Annotated in this window: 13 protein-coding genes; 10 read left to right on the top strand and 3 right to left on the bottom strand. The window is 72.7% G+C overall.

What is annotated here, in order from left to right; all coding sequences use genetic code 11:
* The first annotated feature begins 73 nt into the window (after nt 1-73).
* The 3 genes from SLINC_RS18060 (at nt 74) to SLINC_RS18050 (ending at nt 5,718) form a co-directional block, all read left to right on the top strand.
* The gene (locus tag SLINC_RS18060) at nt 74-337 is read left to right on the top strand and encodes a WhiB family transcriptional regulator (RefSeq protein WP_010034659.1); all 264 of its coding nucleotides are present in this window, start codon (nt 74-76) and stop codon (nt 335-337) included.
* A 207-nt stretch (nt 338-544) separates the two neighbouring features.
* Nucleotides 545-4,225: a glycosyltransferase gene (locus tag SLINC_RS18055; RefSeq protein WP_079164585.1), complete on the top strand. Its 3,681-nt coding sequence runs from the start codon at nt 545-547 to the stop codon at nt 4,223-4,225.
* The gene (locus SLINC_RS18050) at nt 4,222-5,718 is read left to right on the top strand and encodes a DUF5719 family protein (RefSeq protein WP_067433816.1); all 1,497 of its coding nucleotides are present in this window, start codon (nt 4,222-4,224) and stop codon (nt 5,716-5,718) included. Before SLINC_RS18055 ends, SLINC_RS18050 begins: the two co-directional genes overlap by 4 nt.
* A 43-nt stretch (nt 5,719-5,761) precedes the next feature.
* Here the strand turns inward: SLINC_RS18050 and SLINC_RS18045 are convergent, their stop codons facing one another.
* Nucleotides 5,762-6,211 carry a metallopeptidase family protein gene (locus SLINC_RS18045; protein ID WP_182449306.1) on the bottom strand — a complete coding sequence of 150 codons (450 nt, stop codon included), beginning with the start codon at nt 6,209-6,211 and terminating at the stop codon, nt 5,762-5,764.
* Between the two features lie 343 nt (nt 6,212-6,554).
* On the opposite strand from SLINC_RS18045, the gene SLINC_RS18040 reads away from it, so the two are divergent.
* From SLINC_RS18040 to SLINC_RS18015, 7 genes are all read left to right on the top strand, one after another.
* A complete protein-coding gene (locus SLINC_RS18040; protein WP_067433810.1) occupies nt 6,555-6,929 on the top strand; it encodes a DUF3499 domain-containing protein in 375 nt (124 codons plus the stop codon).
* 175 nt (nt 6,930-7,104) lie between these two features.
* Entirely contained in the window at nt 7,105-8,721 is a 1,617-nt protein-coding gene (locus SLINC_RS18035; RefSeq protein WP_067445462.1) for an L-lactate permease, read from the top strand.
* A 117-nt stretch (nt 8,722-8,838) separates the two neighbouring features.
* Nucleotides 8,839-10,203, top strand: coding sequence for a phosphomannomutase/phosphoglucomutase (locus SLINC_RS18030; protein ID WP_067433807.1), 1,365 nt, complete (start codon nt 8,839-8,841; stop codon nt 10,201-10,203).
* A gap of 284 nt (nt 10,204-10,487) precedes the next feature.
* Nucleotides 10,488-10,658: a Trm112 family protein gene (locus SLINC_RS45985; RefSeq protein ID WP_007382472.1), complete on the top strand. Its 171-nt coding sequence runs from the start codon at nt 10,488-10,490 to the stop codon at nt 10,656-10,658.
* Between the two features lie 121 nt (nt 10,659-10,779).
* Nucleotides 10,780-11,910 (top strand): SIS domain-containing protein, encoded by a 1,131-nt coding sequence (locus SLINC_RS18025; RefSeq protein ID WP_067433804.1) that lies wholly within the window; start codon nt 10,780-10,782, stop codon nt 11,908-11,910.
* A gap of 56 nt (nt 11,911-11,966) precedes the next feature.
* Nucleotides 11,967-13,118, top strand: a complete 1,152-nt coding sequence (manA, locus tag SLINC_RS18020) for a mannose-6-phosphate isomerase, class I (protein WP_067433797.1) — start codon at nt 11,967-11,969, stop codon at nt 13,116-13,118.
* A 126-nt stretch (nt 13,119-13,244) separates the two neighbouring features.
* On the top strand, nt 13,245-14,225 hold the full coding sequence (locus SLINC_RS18015) for a cation diffusion facilitator family transporter (RefSeq protein ID WP_067433794.1): 981 nt from the start codon (nt 13,245-13,247) through the stop codon (nt 14,223-14,225).
* A 63-nt stretch (nt 14,226-14,288) separates the two neighbouring features.
* On the opposite strand, the gene SLINC_RS50230 is transcribed toward SLINC_RS18015, so the two are convergent.
* A complete protein-coding gene (locus SLINC_RS50230) occupies nt 14,289-14,444 on the bottom strand; it encodes a hypothetical protein (protein WP_310736462.1) in 156 nt (51 codons plus the stop codon).
* Nucleotides 14,441-14,968: a signal peptidase I gene (gene lepB / locus SLINC_RS18010; RefSeq protein WP_310736463.1), complete on the bottom strand. Its 528-nt coding sequence runs from the start codon at nt 14,966-14,968 to the stop codon at nt 14,441-14,443. The genes SLINC_RS50230 and lepB overlap by 4 nt, the downstream gene beginning before the upstream one ends.
* Nucleotides 14,969-15,038 lie beyond the last annotated feature (70 nt).

Genomic DNA, 15,038 nt, shown 5'->3' with positions numbered 1-15,038 from the left:
TCACTCGTGTCGTTCAGCCGAAATCGGTAACGACCGCAGCACGGGGACGCGAGTAGACAGACGAGGGGCGCACATGACCGAGACGGTGCAGCAACTGCTGGTCGACGACGCGGACGAGGAACTCGGCTGGCAGGAGCGCGCGCTGTGCGCCCAGACCGATCCCGAGTCCTTCTTCCCCGAGAAGGGCGGCTCCACCCGCGAGGCCAAGAAGGTCTGCCTCGCCTGTGAGGTCCGCTCCGAGTGCCTCGAGTACGCCCTGGCCAACGACGAGAGATTCGGCATCTGGGGCGGCCTGTCCGAGCGGGAACGCCGCCGGCTGAAGAAGGCCGCGGTCTGAACCGCGACTCCGGCGGAGCCGTAGCTCCGAGGGGCGCACGTCCGCACATATGTCCGTTCACTGACGGCCCGTCGCAGGTGGGTTATCCACAGGCGGCGGGCCGCCTTCATGCCCAGCCGATAGTGTGGTCGCTCGTCCGAGACGCCTCGCCGCCCCCAGTGGGCACAGACGTCCACCGCAGTCCACCGAACCGGGGCCCGTACCTCGATGTCCGTGCACAGCCACACGGCAGCGCATCACGACACAGCTGCCACACCTGAGTACCCGCGTCATGTGGTGACCGCGGTGCTCGTCTCCCACGACGGCGCCCGCTGGCTGCCCGACGCGCTCGCCGGGCTGCTCGGCCAGGAGCGCCCGGTGCAGTTCGCCATGGGCGCCGACACCGGCAGCGCGGACACCTCCGCCCAGCTCGTCACCGACGCCCTCGGCGCCGACCGGGTGCTGCATCTGGCCCGGCGCACCGGTTTCGGCCAGGCCGTCGAGGAGGCGGGCCGCACCGCCCCCCTCCTCACCCCGGACGACCTGCCCTACCTGAAGCGCCCCAGCGGCTGGGACCCCGTCACGCGCACCTGGCGCGACGACGCCTACGACCTGCCCGAGCTCCCGCACGGAGAGCCGGTCCAGTGGCTGTGGCTGCTGCACGACGACTGCGCCCCCGAACCCGACGCCCTGGCCCAGCTGCTGCGCGTCGTGGAGACCGAGTACGAACTGGGCCGCTCCGACGTCGCCGTCGTCGGCCCCAAGCTCCGCGGCTGGTACGACCGCAGGCAGCTGCTGGAGGTCGGCGTCACCATCGCCCACTCCGGCCGCCGCTGGACCGGCCTGGACCGCCGTGAACAGGACCAGGGCCAGCACGACCACGTCCGCGCGGTGCTGTCCGTCTCCACCGCCGGCATGCTGATCCGGCGCGACGTCTTCGAGCAGCTCGGCGGCTTCGACCGCCGCCTGCCCCTCATGCGGGACGACGTCGACCTGTGCTGGCGCGCCCACGCGGCCGGCTACCGCGTCCTGATCGCCCCCGAAGCCGTCGTACGACACGCCGAGGCCGCCTCGCGCGAGCGGCGCACCGTCGACTGCGCGGGCCGCACCACCGCCTCCCCGCACAAGGTCGACAAGGCGGGCGCCGTCTACACCCTCCTCGTCAACTCGCGCACGGCCCTGCTGCCCTGGGTGCTCCTGCGCGTGATGGTCGGCACGCTGCTGCGGACCGTCGCCTATCTCGTCGGCAAGGTCCCCGGACAGGCCGTCGACGAGATCCGCGGCCTCATGGGCACCCTCCTGCGGCCCGAGCGGATCCTCACCGGGCGCCGCAAGCGCGGCACCTCCGCCCTCGACAAGGAGGAGACGCGCGCCCTGTTCCCGCCGCCGGGCGCGACCGTCCGGGCCACGGTGGAACAGGCCGCGGGCAGCCTCTTCGGCAGCTCCGACCCGGAGGTCACCTCCGGCGCCGGACGGCACGGCGGCGGTATCGAGTCCGGCCCCGGCGGCGACGACGCCGACTTCCTGGAGATCGAGCAGTTCGCCCGCCTCAAGCGCGTCGCCCGCAAGCCGGGCCCGGTGCTCTTCCTGGTGCTGCTGCTCGTCTCCCTGGTCGCCTGCCGCGCCCTGCTCGGCTCCGGCGCGCTCGCGGGCGGCGCCCTGCTGCCCGCCCCGGCCGACTCCGGTGAGCTGTGGTCGCGCTACCTGGACGCCTGGCACGCGGTGGGCGCCGGCGGCACCCCCGCCGCGCCGCCGTACCTGGCGATCGTCGCGATGCTCGCCTCCGTGCTGTTCGGCTCGACCGGCCTCGCGATCACCCTCCTGCTGGTCTGTTCGGTGCCGCTGGCCGGCCTCGCCGCCTACTTCGCCTCCCGGCCGCTCGTCGAGTCGCGCCTGCTGCGCGCCTGGGCGGCCGTCGTCTACGCCTTCCTGCCCGCCGCCACCGGCGCCCTCGCCGGCGGCCGCCTCGGCACCGCCGTCCTCGCCATCCTGCTGCCGCTCATGGCACGCGCGGGCATCGCGGCCGGCGGCCTGACGCACTCCTCCGGCACGCGCGGCAGCTGGCGCGCCACCTGGGCGTACGCCCTGCTGCTGACCGTCACCACCGCGTTCACACCGATCGTGTGGCCCATCGCGCTGGTCCTCGGCATCGGACTGCTGGCCGTCCGCCGAGCCGAGATCACCCCCTACGGCCTGCGCTTCCTGGCCCAGATCGGCACGCCCCTGCTGATCCTCGCCCCCTGGTCGCTGTCGCTCCTGCCGTTCGGCTTCTTCGAGGAAGCCGGCCTGGAGTTCGGTGCCTCGGCGGCCTCCGCCGTGGACCTGCTCGGCATCAGCCCCGGCGGACCCGGCACGGTCAGCGGACTGATGCTCATCGGCGTCGTCCTGGCCGCGCTGTCCGCCCTGCTGCGCTCCGAGCGGCAGTTCGGCATCTGGACGGCCTGGGCCGCCGCCCTGGTGGGCCTGGTCTTCGCGGTCCTGTCCAACAACTCCACCTGGGCCGGCCCCGCGACCCTCGTCTACGGCCTCGCCCTCCTGGCCGCCGCCGTCCTCGGCGCCGACGGGGCACGCGCGCGTGTGGCCGAGCAGAGCTTCGGCTGGCGCCAGCCGGTCGCCGCGCTGATCGCCTTCGCCTCGGCCGCGGGCCCGCTGCTCGTCGCCGCCGGCTGGATGATCGGCGGCGCCGACGGCCCGCTGGAGCGGCGCGACCCCACTCAGGTGCCCGCGTTCGTCGCCGAGGAGAGCGGCACCCGCGACCAGGCCCGCACCCTCGTCCTGGACAGCGACTCCGCCGCCCACGTCGGCTACATGCTGGTGCGCGGCTCGGGCGCCCGCCTCGGCGACGCCGAACTCGCCGCGGCCGACGGCGAGAACAGCGCCCTGGACAAGGTCGTCGCCAACCTCGTGGCCGGCTCCGGCGCCGACCAGGCCGACCAGCTCGGCAAGTTCGCCGTGCGCTACGTCCTCGTCCACAAGGGCGCGCCCCGCGAGGTCACCCGCGTCCTGGACGCCACGCCCGGCCTGTCCCGGCTCAGCCAGCAGGACGGCAGCGGACTGTGGCGCATCGACCGGGAGGTCGCCCGCGCGGTCATCACCTCCGGGTCGGGCGATCCGCAGCCCGTGGCCGCCGGACCCGTCGACATCCACACCACCGTCCCGGCCGGCGCCGACGGCCGCGTCCTGCGCCTCGCCGACACCGCCGCCGAGGGCTGGACGGCCACCCTGGACGGCAAGCCGCTCACCCGCACCACGGTCGACGGCTGGGCCCAGGGCTTCGAACTCCCCGCCTCCGGCGGCAGACTGGACATCACCTTCGACGACCCGTTCACCCACACCGTCTGGCTGTGGATCCAGGGCGCCCTCGCTGTCGTCCTCGTGGTGCTGGCCCTGCCAGGCCGCCGCCGCGACGTCGACGACGACCTCCCCGAGGAGCCGTCCGTCCCCGCCCAGGCCGTCGCCGGCGAGGGCCGCCGCGCCCGCCGCCTGCGCGCCCAGGCCGAGGCCGAGACCGAGGAGAGCGGCCGGCCCGACGAGTTCCCGCCTCCCCCGGAGCAGGTCCCCGCCGCCGTACCCCAGCAGCAGCCCTACGGCGAGTGGGGCGAGACCCCGGGCTACCCGGGCGCCGAGTACGGCGGTTACGGCAACGACCAGTACCAGGCGGCCCAGCAGCAGTACCCGGCGGGCGGCTACGACCAGCAGCCCTACCAGGCGGACCCCTACCAGGGCGGCCAGTACGACCCGTACGCCTACAACGGCCAGTCCCCGCAGGCGCCGTACGACCAGGGCTACGACCAGCACTACCAGCAGCAGGGCTACGACCAGGGCCAGGGCTACGACCCCACGTACGACCCGGCGCAGCCGCAGCCCAACGGCCCCGGCAGTGAGCGCCCCGACGGGAGTCAGCAGTGAACCGCACCACCCTGTCCCTGATCGCGGGCACCGCCGCGCTTGCCGCCGTCACCGGGTTCGCCACGCTCAGCACACCGGACGCCACCGGCACCGACACCGCCAAGGCGGCCGCCGAACTGCCCGTGGAGCGCACGAGCCTGATGTGCCCGGCGCCCAGCATCTCCGACCTCGCCGAGACGTCGTACACCTCCTTCACGCCCGTCACGAAGGGCACCGGCGGTCAGGGCAAGGCCGAACTGCGGTCCGCCACCGAGCAGTCGGCGGACGGCGACAGCGGCGACAAGGGCAAGAAGAAGACCGAGAAGCCGGTCCTGACGCCGAAGGAGCCCGGCACCCCGGTCACCGGGGACACCTCGGGCGGCGACACCCCCGCGATCCTCGGCACCGCCGAGGGCAAGTTCGCGCCAGGCTGGGCCCTTCAGGAGACCACCGAGGTCGCCGCGGGCATCGGCCGCGGCCTCCAGGGCGTCAACTGCACCGCCCCGGACACCGAGTTCTGGTTCCCCGGCGCCAGCACGGCCGCCGACCGCACCGACTACGTGCACCTGACCAACCCCGACGACTCCGCCGCCGTCGTCGACATCGAGCTCTACGGCAAGGACGGCGCCATCGACTCCTCGGTGGGGGAGGGCATCACGGTCCAGCCGCACTCCAGCGAGCCGGTCCTGCTGTCCACGCTCACGGACGAGAAGCAGGAGAACCTCACCGTCCATGTGAACGTCCGCAGCGGACGCGTCGGCGCCGCCGTACAGGCCCTGGACGACCGGCTCGGCGGCGACTGGCTGGCCGCGTCCACCGACCCGACGCCCAGCCTGGTCCTGCCCGGCGTCCCCAAGGACGCCACCGCCGTGCGCCTGGTCGCCTTCACGCCCGGGGACTCCGACGCCGACCTGAAGGTCCGCCTCGCCTCACCGTCCGGCGCGATCACCCCCGCCGGCAACGAGACGCTGCACGTCAAGGCCGGCATGACGACCGCCGTCGACCTCGGCGACATCACCCGCGGCGAGGCCGGCTCCCTGATCCTCACCCCGACCGACCAGTCCGTACCGGTCGTCGCCGCCCTGCGGGTGGTCCGCGGCAAGGGCGCCGACCAGGAGACGGCGTTCATCCCCGCCACGGCTCCCGTCGGCACGCGCGCGACGGCCGCCGACAACAGCGCCAAGGGCACCACGCTCTCGCTGGTCGCCCCCACCCGCGCCGCGAAGGTCAAGGTCACCGCCTCGGCCGGCAGCGACGGCGGCACAGCGGTGTCGAAGACCTTCACCATCAAGGCGGGCACCACCGAGAACGTCGACGCCCCGGTTCCGAGCGGTCTCAAGGGCACCTACGCCCTCACCGTCGAGCCGCTCTCCGGAGGCCCCGTCTACGCCGCCCGAACCCTCGCGGCCACCGAGGACGGCGTCCCCGGTTTCACCATCCAGACCCTCCCGGACGACCGGGGCACGGTGGCGGTACCGGAGGCGGACCAGGACCTGGGAGTGCTCCAGAAGTAGGCCGCCGGCGCGCTTGCGGCACGGGCAGGCGTGCCGCCGGCGCTCAGTCCTCCCCGTACCGGGGATCCACCGTCTCCGGGGTCAGCCCCAGCAGTTCGGCGACCTGCTCCACCACGATCTCGTGCACCAGCGCGGCCCGCTCCTCCCGCCCCTTGGTACGGATCTCCACAGGCCGCCGGTACACGATCACCCGGGCCGGCTGCGCCTCCCGAGCGGGAATCGTGCCGCCCAGAGGAACCGCCTCGTCGTTCCACTCCTGCCCGGGCCCGTCCAGCCGCGGCACCTCAAGCACCAGGAAATCGATGTCGGCGAGCTGCGGCCACCGCCGCTCCAGCCGCTCCACGGAGTCCTGCACCAGATCCGCGAACACATCGGCACGGCTCGCGGCGAGCGGCACCTGCGGTGGTGCGATCGGGCCGCGCATGCCCCGCCCGTGGCGATCACGGCGTCGGGGCCCGGGGCCGAGGGTGCGGGGCGGTACAGGGTTGTCCATCACTGGTGAAGCGTAGTCCTCGCCGCAGCCGGCCGCCCGGCCCCCACGCGGCAGAGTGAACGACGTCCGTCCACCCGTACGGCATGTCGGCAGTTGACCATTCCAGCCAAGGTTGGGCTCGATTCCGTATCCCTCCGAGACCGTCGACCTCAAGGCAATTGACAGGGTTTGTACCGACTGGTGATCGGGCAGGCGACCGTTCGACGCCTCGCACATGGGTGTCCGTCCTGGTCAGCGGCGTGTGTCCGAAGGTGCGTGTGGGGCGTTTCACAACACGACACGGTGGAGTGACCTGGGGGAGAGTCGTCGCGGCCCGCTCAAGAGTGCGGTACCGTCCAACGTCGTGAGCCCTGTACGTCGCTGTTCGCGCACCGCTTGCGGCCGTCCCGCCGTCGCGACGCTGACGTACGTCTACGCCGACTCGACCGCGGTCCTCGGCCCGCTCGCCACCTACGCCGAACCCCACTGCTACGACCTGTGCGCCGAGCACTCCGAGCGCCTCACCGCCCCGCGCGGCTGGGAGGTCGTCCGTCTGCTCGACGCCTCGGCCCCGGCCCGGCCCAGCGGTGACGATCTGGAAGCGCTTGCCAACGCGGTGCGCGAGGCGGCCCGTCCCCAGGAGCGCGCGGCCGAGGCCGGCGGCGGGGCACGGGCGGCGGACCCGAGGCAGGTCGCCCGCCGCGGCCACCTGCGGGTCCTGCGCTCGCCGGACAACTGACGGGCGACGCCTGCCCGTTCGTGTGTATTCCGTGCACGTTCCACTCGGTGGCGCACACCCATTGACGGGCCCTTGGCGCGGACACGACCATTCCGTTTCGTAAGCCGAAACGAGAAATCGCTTTCCGCATGACGGAATGGGCGGAGAGCGGGACCGACGGATCGGGGAGGCGCCCGTGTACGTCCAGGAACTCGAACCCCTCGCCGGCTCACTCGGCCTGTCGGCCCTGGTGGCGGCCCTTCCCCTCGTGATCGTCCTCGTCCTGCTCGGCGGCGTCCGCCTGAAGGCGCACCTGGCGGGTCTCACCGGCCTCCTCGCGGCCGCTCTGGTCGCCTGGCTCGCGTACGGCATGCCGCTGGACCAGACGCTCTCCAGCGCCGCCCAGGGAGCCGTCTTCGGCCTCTTCCCCATCCTGTGGATCGTCGTCAACGCCCTGTGGGTGTACCGGATGACGGTCCGCACCCGGCACTTCGACATCCTGCGCCGCTCCTTCGGGCGGCTGTCCGACGACCCGCGCATCCAGGCCCTGGTCGTAGCCTTCTGCTTCGGCGCCCTCCTGGAGGCACTCGCCGGCTTCGGGGCGCCCGTCGCGATCTGCTCGGTCATGCTCGTCGCGCTGGGCTTCGAACCCGTGCGCGCCGCGGTCGTCGCCCTGGTCGCCAACACCGCGCCGGTCGCCTTCGGCGCGATGGGCACGCCGGTCGTGACCCTCGCCCAGGTCACCGAACTGCCTCTGGACACCGTGGCGTCCGTGGTGGGCCGTCAAACCCCGCTGCTGGCCCTGGTGGTGCCCCTGGTCCTGGTCTGGCTGGTGGACGGGCGGCGCGGACTGCGCGAGACCTGGGTGCCCGCCCTGGCGTGCGGAATCGCCTTCGCCATCGCCCAGTTCGCCGCCTCCAACTACGTCTCCGCCCAACTCGCCGACATCGGGGCCGCCCTGGCCGGCGCGGGCGCCCTGGTCGCCGTACCGCAGGCACGCAGGCCCGCCGCCGAACCCGTGCGCGCGGCCGTGCTGACCGGAGCGCGCAGCGAGGACCTGGACGAGGCCGACCCGCGCGGCGAGGTCGTGCGCGCCTACGCCCCCTACGCGCTGATCGTCGTGATCTTCTCCGTCGCCCAGATCCCGGTGGTCAAGGACTGGCTGGCCAAGACCACACAGACCTACGACTGGCCCTTCCTGAACGTCGTGAGCGCGGACGGTGATCCGGTCGGCGCCAACGTCTTCAGCTGGCCCATCGTGTCCACCGGAGGCACCCTCGTCCTGCTCGCGGGCATCCTCACGGCGGCCGTTCTCGGCGTGCACGCGCGCGTGGCGGTGCGGGAATGGGTCGCGACGGTCCACGAGTTGAGGTTCGCGATCCTGACCGTGACGTCCGTCCTGGCGCTCGCCTACGTCATGAACCTCTCCGGACAGGCCGCCACCATCGGCCACTTCGTGGCGGCGGCGGGCGCCGGGCTCGCGTTCCTGTCGCCGGTCCTCGGCTGGTTCGGGGTCGCGGTCTCCGGCTCGGACACCTCGGCCAACGCGCTCTTCGGGGCGTTGCAGGTGACCGCGGCCCGGGAATCGGGGCTGTCCCCGGAGCTGCTGGCCGCCGCGAACAGCTCGGGCGGCGTCCTCGGCAAGATGATCTCCCCGCAGAACCTCACCATCGCCTGCGCGGCCGTGGGCCTCGCGGGCCGCGAAGGCGACCTGCTCCGCAAGGTGCTGCCCTGGAGCATCGGACTGCTGCTGGTGATGTGTCTGATCGTGGTCGGACAGAGTTCACCGGTGCTGGGCTGGATGCTCCCCTGAACCGTCCGGAGCCCTGACCTCCGGTTACCTTCGCGAGTCCACTCGGAGATCGCGCGGCGCGCTGTCGGTGACGGCGGGTAGTTTGTGGTGACCAAAGGACTTTCAGGAAGGTTGGCCGTGACTGCTGATCTGTCACAGCTCGTGAAGGCGTACGACGTACGCGGGGTCGTCCCGGACCAGTGGGACGAGACCCTCGCCGAGCTCTTCGGGGCCGCCTTCGTCCAGGTGACCGACGCGAGCGCCATCGTGACCGGGCACGACATGCGGCCCTCCTCCCCGGGCCTGTCGCGGGCCTTCGCGCGCGGGGCGGCCGCCCAGGGCGCCGACGTGACCGAGATCGGCCTGTGCTCGACCGACCAGCTGTACTACGCCTCCGGCGCGCTGGACCTGCCGGGCGCGATGTTCACGGCCTCCCACAACCCGGCCCAGTACAACGGCATCAAGATGTGCCGCGCCGGCGCCGCCCCGGTAGGCCAGGACACGGGCCTCGCCGAGATCCGCACGCTGGCCGAGCAGTGGAGCGAGTCGGGCGCCCCCGCCCCGGCGGCCAGGACGGGCGCCATCACGCGACGCGACACGCTGACGGACTACGCGGTCCACCTCCGCTCCCTCGTCGACCTGAGGGCCATCCGCCCCCTGAAGGTCGTCGTCGACGCGGGCAACGGCATGGGCGGGCACACGGTCCCGACGGTGTTCGAGGGCCTCCCGCTGGACCTGGTGCCCCTGTACTTCGAACTCGACGGCACCTTCCCCAACCACGAGGCCAACCCCCTCGACCCGGCCAACCTCGTGGACCTCCAGAAGCGCGTCCGCGAGGAGGGCGCCGACCTCGGCATCGCCTTCGACGGCGACGCCGACCGCTGCTTCGTCGTCGACGAGCACGGCGACCCGGTCTCCCCGTCCGCCGTCACCGCCCTCGTGGCCGCCCGCGAGCTCGCCCGGAACGGCGGCCAGGGCATCGTCATCCACAACCTGATCACCTCCTGGTCGGTCCCGGAGGTCGTCAGGGAGAACGGCGGCACACCGGTACGCACACGCGTGGGCCACTCCTTCATCAAGGCCGAGATGGCGAAGGCCGGCGCCATCTTCGGCGGCGAGCACTCCGCGCACTACTACTTCAAGGACTTCTGGAACGCCGACACGGGCATGCTCGCCGCCCTCCACGTCCTCGCCGCCCTCGGCGGCCAGGACGGTCCCCTCTCCGCCCTCGTCGCCCAGTACGACCGCTACACCGGCTCCGGCGAGATCAACTCCACGGTCGCCGACCAGACCGACCGCCTCGCCGCCGTCCGAGCCGCTTACGAGGGCCGCCAGGGCATCACCCTCGACACCCTTGACGGCCTCACCGTCAGCTCCACCGACTGGTGGTTCAACGTCCGACCCTCCAACACCGAGCCCCTCCTCCGCCTCAACGCCGAAGCGAGGGACGAGCCCACCATGACCAAGGTGCGCGACGAGGTGCTCGCCATCATCAGAGGCTGACGGCATGGGCTCCGGCGGGCTCGTCTGTTTCAGCCCGTCCGGCGTTTGAGGACGAGGCCCTCAGGGCCGAAGGGGGTCTGGGGCGCAGCCCCAGCGGGGTCGAAGGGGCAGCGCCCCTGGGGATGGGAACGGGTAGGGGCGGCGGGGGCGAAAACCCCTCGGCACCCAGCCCGCGCCCCCGACCGGCCCCGCCCCGGCCCAACCCCGGCGCCCACCCCCTCCCGGCGGTACCCTGACCAGGCACATCCGCACAAGCAGACGCACCACCCTCGAAGGGAACCCTCATGCCGCTCGAAGCCGGCCTCCTGGAGATCCTCGCCTGCCCGGCCTGTCACGCCCCCCTCAAGGAGCAGGACACCGAGCTGATCTGCACAGGCCAGGACTGCGGCCTGGCGTACCCCGTCCGCGACGGCATCCCCGTTCTCCTCGTGGACGAGGCCCGCCGCCCCGCGTAACCCCCCGCCGGGGCCCGCCACCCGCGAGACCCGACGAGGCCCGCCGCCCGCGTAACAGACGACAACCTGGCGACCCGGAAACCCGCGAATCCGACGACCCGGCGACCGGAGGCTGCCGCCCATGCTCGACGAATCGCTGCTCGACACCCCCGCCGCACTCGCGGAGGCCGACCACCGCGGCCTCCTGCGCGGCGCCGCCGAGGCCGGCGCCCGAGTCCGCACCGCCGCCCGGCACGCCGCCGAGGCCGGTGTGCACGACCTCAAGCCGGACGGCCGCCCCCGCGCCGTCCTCATCGCGGGCCCCGGCGCCGCGGCGATCTGCGCGGCCGACCTCCTCGGCACGCTCGCCGGCCCCGGCAGCCCCGTCATCCGCCTCGCCCCGACCGGCGTCGCCCCCGCCGCGGGCGCCCTGCGCTGGGAGCTCCCCGGCTGGGCGGGCTCCGTCGACCTGCTCCTGATCGCGACCCCCGACGGCACCGAACCGGGCCTGTCCCTGCTCGCCGACGCGGCCTACCGCCGCGGCTGCACCGTCGTCGCCGTGTCCCCCACCGAGACCCCGCTCGCCGAAGCGGTGGAAGGCGCCCACGGCCTCTTCATGCCGATGGCCACGGCTCCCTACGACGAGCAGGCCACCCCCCTCGCCGCCTCCGCGCCCGGAGTCCTGTGGGCCCTGCTCACCCCGCTCCTCGCGCTTCTCGACCGCACCGGTGTGCTCAGCGCCCCGCCCGAGGCCCTGGAGAAGGTCGCCGACCGCCTGGACCACATCGCCGAGCGCTGCGGTCCCGCGATCGCCACGTACAGCAACCCGGCCAAGACCCTGGCCGCCGAGCTCGCCGACGCCCTCCCGGTGATCTGGACCGAGGGCACCTCCGCCGGCCCCGCGGGACGCCGTTTCGCCGCCGCGCTCGCCGAACTCTCCGGCCGCCCGGCGCTGGTCTCCGAACTTCCCGAGGCGCTCGCCGCGCACAGCGCCCTGCTGGAGGGCCCGCTCGCCGCCGGCTCCGACCCCGAGGACTTCTTCCGCGACCGTGTGGAGGAGCCGCCCGCCCTTCGCGCGCGCGTGGTGCTGTTGCGCGACCGCCCGATCGGCGGCCTCACCGCCGCGCCGACCGCCCGTGACGTGGCCCTCAGCCATGACACACCGATCAGCGAACTGGAGCCGGAGTCCGGCGGCGAGCTGGAGACCCTCGCGGAACTGATCGCCATGACGGATTTCGCCGCCGTTTACCTGGCGCTCGCCTCGGGGGCCTGATCTTGCCCAGGACGCCCTGACCGTCGTACGTACCGAGAACCGGCAGAAAGAACCCGATGGACCGCCTCGACAACACCATCCGCCCCTACGCCTGGGGTTCGACCACCGCGATCCCCCGACTCCTCGGCGTCGAGCCGACCGGTGAACCGCAGGCGGAGATGTGGATGGGCGCCCACCCGGGCGCACCCTCCCGCACGGAGCGCGGCACACTCGTCGAGGTCATCGAGGCCGCCCCGGAGCGGGAGTTGGGCGAGAAGGCCGTGACCAGGTTCGGTCCCCGCCTGCCCTTCCTCCTGAAGATCCTCGCCGCGGGCGCCCCCCTCTCCCTCCAGGTGCACCCCGACCTGGAGCAGGCGAAGGAGGGTTACGCCGACGAGGAGCGCCGCGGCATCCCCGTGGACGCCGGGCACCGCAACTACAAGGACGCCAACCACAAGCCCGAACTCATCTGCGCGCTCACCGAGTTCGACGGCCTGTGCGGCTTCCGCGCCCCGGCCGACGCCGCCCGCCTCCTCGCCGGTCTCGACGTCGACAGCCTCAAGCCGTACGTCGATCTCCTGCACGCCCGCCCCGAGGACGCCGCCCTGCGCGAGGTCCTCACGGCGATCCTCACCGCCGACCCGGACGAGATGTCCCGCACGGTCACGGCCGCCGCGACCGCCTGCGCCCGTCTCGGCGGCGACTACGCGCCGTACGCCGACATCGCCCACCACTACCCGGGCGACCCGGGCGTCATCGCCGCCATGCTGCTCAACCACGTCCGGCTCCAGCCCGGCGAGGCCCTGTTCCTCGGTGCCGGCATCCCGCACGCCTACCTCAGCGGACTCGGCGTCGAGATCATGGCCAACTCCGACAACGTCCTGCGCTGCGGTCTGACCCCCAAGCACGTCGACGTCCCCGAACTCCTGCGCATCGTCCGCTTCGAGGCCGCCGATCCGGGAGTCCTCCGCCCGGAGGCGTCCCCCGACGGCGAAGAGGTCTACGAAACCCCCATCGACGAGTTCCGGCTCTCCCGGTACGTCCTTCCCGAGGGCACCGCCGCCCACGACCTCACCCGCGCGACCCCGCAGATCCTGCTCTGCACGGCAGGTTCCGTGCGAACCGGGGAACACGAGTTGTCGCCGGGACAGTCGGTCTTCGTACCGGCGGGCGAGAAGGCCGAAGTGTCCGGTGCGGGCACGGTCTTCCGAGCCACTGTGATCGTATGACCGGGCCTGTGGACGGCTGACACAACGCACCTCCGCGGGGCTGCAACAATGGCCCACCGGCAAAGGCCGGGCAAAGGCCCGGACGGCGTACGCAGGCAGACGAAGTCGAAGGGACAACGCGAACACATGAGCGCGTCAGGCGGCACCAAGGCGATCGTGGCGGCACTTGCCGCCAACCTCGCGATCGCGGTAGCGAAGTTCGTGGCGTTCCTCTTCAGCGGTTCGTCGTCGATGCTCGCCGAGTCAGTGCACTCGCTCGCCGACTCCGGCAACCAGGGCCTGCTGCTCGTCGGCGGCAAGAAGGCCCAGCGCGAAGCGACCCCCCAACACCCCTTCGGCTACGGCCGCGAGCGGTACATCTACGCCTTCCTCGTCTCGATCGTCCTCTTCTCGGTCGGCGGCATGTTCGCCATCTACGAGGGCTACGAGAAGATCGTGCACCCGCACGACATCAAGCACTGGTACTGGCCGGTGGGCGTCCTGGTCTTCGCGATCATCGCCGAGACCTTCTCCTTCCGGACGGCCATCAAGGAGTCCAACACCCTGCGCGGGAAGCAGTCCTGGAAGGAGTTCGTGCGCCATGCCAAGGCGCCCGAGCTGCCGGTCGTCCTCCTGGAGGACCTGGGAGCCCTCGTCGGCCTGATCCTCGCGCTCGGTGGCGTGGGCATGGCCCTCGCCACGGGTGACGGCGTCTGGGACGGCATCGGCACCCTCTGTATCGGTGTCCTGCTCATCCTCATCGCGATCGTCCTGGCCATCGAGACCAAGTCGCTGCTCCTGGGCGAGGCCGCCGGCCTCGACGCGGTGCAGAAGATCGAGACCGCGATCGTCGACGGCGACACGGTCACCGGCATCATCCACATGCGTACGCTCCACCTCGGCCCCGAGGAACTGCTGGTCGCCGCCAAGATCGCCGTCCAGCACGACGACACGGCCACCGAGATCGCGAGCGCCATCAACGCCGCCGAGGCCCGCATCCGCGAGGCCGTCCCGATCGCCCGCGTCATCTACCTCGAACCCGATATCTTCAGCGAGTCCGAGGCCGCCAAGGGCCCCGACCGCGAGGCCGCCCCCGGCGGACCGACATCGCACCCCGCCGAACACTGACGCTTTCCCGCCGTACGACCGACGGGGCCCGCCGAGACACTCGGCGGGCCCCGTCGGTCGTGGTCAGGCCTGTACCGGCCAGGGCGGTGGCACCGCGGCCGGCGTCCGCCGTCGCAGGGCGAACGCGGCGATCCCCAGGCCGAGCCCGGTGAGCGCGAGCAGGAGCCCGGCCAACGCGCCCCCGCCGAGCAGCAGCGGCACGGCGTAGTCGTCCGTCACCCGGCCCCGCACCGCACCGCACCGACGGGCACCGTCCCCTCGCGGTCCTCGGCGAAGAACCGGGAGTCCATCGAGTTCAGCCGGTGGTCACCCAGCAGGAACAGCCGCCCCTGCGGCACCCGCACGTCGTAGGGCCGCCGCATCCCGTCGGCGACGCCGTCCTTCACGTACGACTCACCGAGCGGCTTTCCGTTGACGGTGAGCCGCTCCTGCGGCGTCCCCGCCCCCGTGCAGCACACGACGTGATCACCGCCCACGCCGATCACCCGCTGGAGGACGGGGCCGCCGAAGGAGTAGCGCTCGGGCGCGGTGAAGAGCACCACGTCACCGCGGCGCACCTCCGTCCCGTCGACGCGCTCGTAGACCACCTGCTGTCCCTGCGAGTACGTCGGGGACATGCTGTCGCTCGACACCGTGGCCCCGTGGTAGCCCGTCCAAAGAGCCGCCGACGACCCGATCACCAACAGCAGCCCCAGCGGCCCCAGCACCCACGCCGTGACCCCCAACTTCCGCGCCTTGCCCACAGCCCCAGCCCTCCCCACGCGGACCGTCCGCGGCGGCAGACACTAGCGGCTGATCGTGAACACCCGGTGC

This window comes from Streptomyces lincolnensis (assembly GCF_001685355.1).
GTDB classification, from domain to species: domain Bacteria; phylum Actinomycetota; class Actinomycetes; order Streptomycetales; family Streptomycetaceae; genus Streptomyces; species Streptomyces lincolnensis.
The sequence above is the reverse complement of the archived record's forward strand: the minus strand, read 5'-3'. Positions and strand labels throughout refer to the sequence as shown.

What these genes read in the sequence shown, in the direction of transcription:
- SLINC_RS18025 (WP_067433804.1), top strand. Translation starts at nt 10,780, where the DNA reads ATGCTCGACGAATCGCTGCTCGACACCCCCGCCGCACTCGCGGAGGCC.
- SLINC_RS18060 (WP_010034659.1), top strand. Translation starts at nt 74, where the DNA reads ATGACCGAGACGGTGCAGCAACTGCTGGTCGACGACGCGGACGAGGAA.
- SLINC_RS18055 (WP_079164585.1), top strand. Translation starts at nt 545, where the DNA reads ATGTCCGTGCACAGCCACACGGCAGCGCATCACGACACAGCTGCCACA.
- SLINC_RS18045 (WP_182449306.1), bottom strand. Translation starts at nt 6,211, where the DNA reads ATGGACAACCCTGTACCGCCCCGCACCCTCGGCCCCGGGCCCCGACGC.
- SLINC_RS18015 (WP_067433794.1), top strand. Translation starts at nt 13,245, where the DNA reads ATGAGCGCGTCAGGCGGCACCAAGGCGATCGTGGCGGCACTTGCCGCC.
- SLINC_RS45985 (WP_007382472.1), top strand. Translation starts at nt 10,488, where the DNA reads ATGCCGCTCGAAGCCGGCCTCCTGGAGATCCTCGCCTGCCCGGCCTGT.
- manA (WP_067433797.1), top strand. Translation starts at nt 11,967, where the DNA reads ATGGACCGCCTCGACAACACCATCCGCCCCTACGCCTGGGGTTCGACC.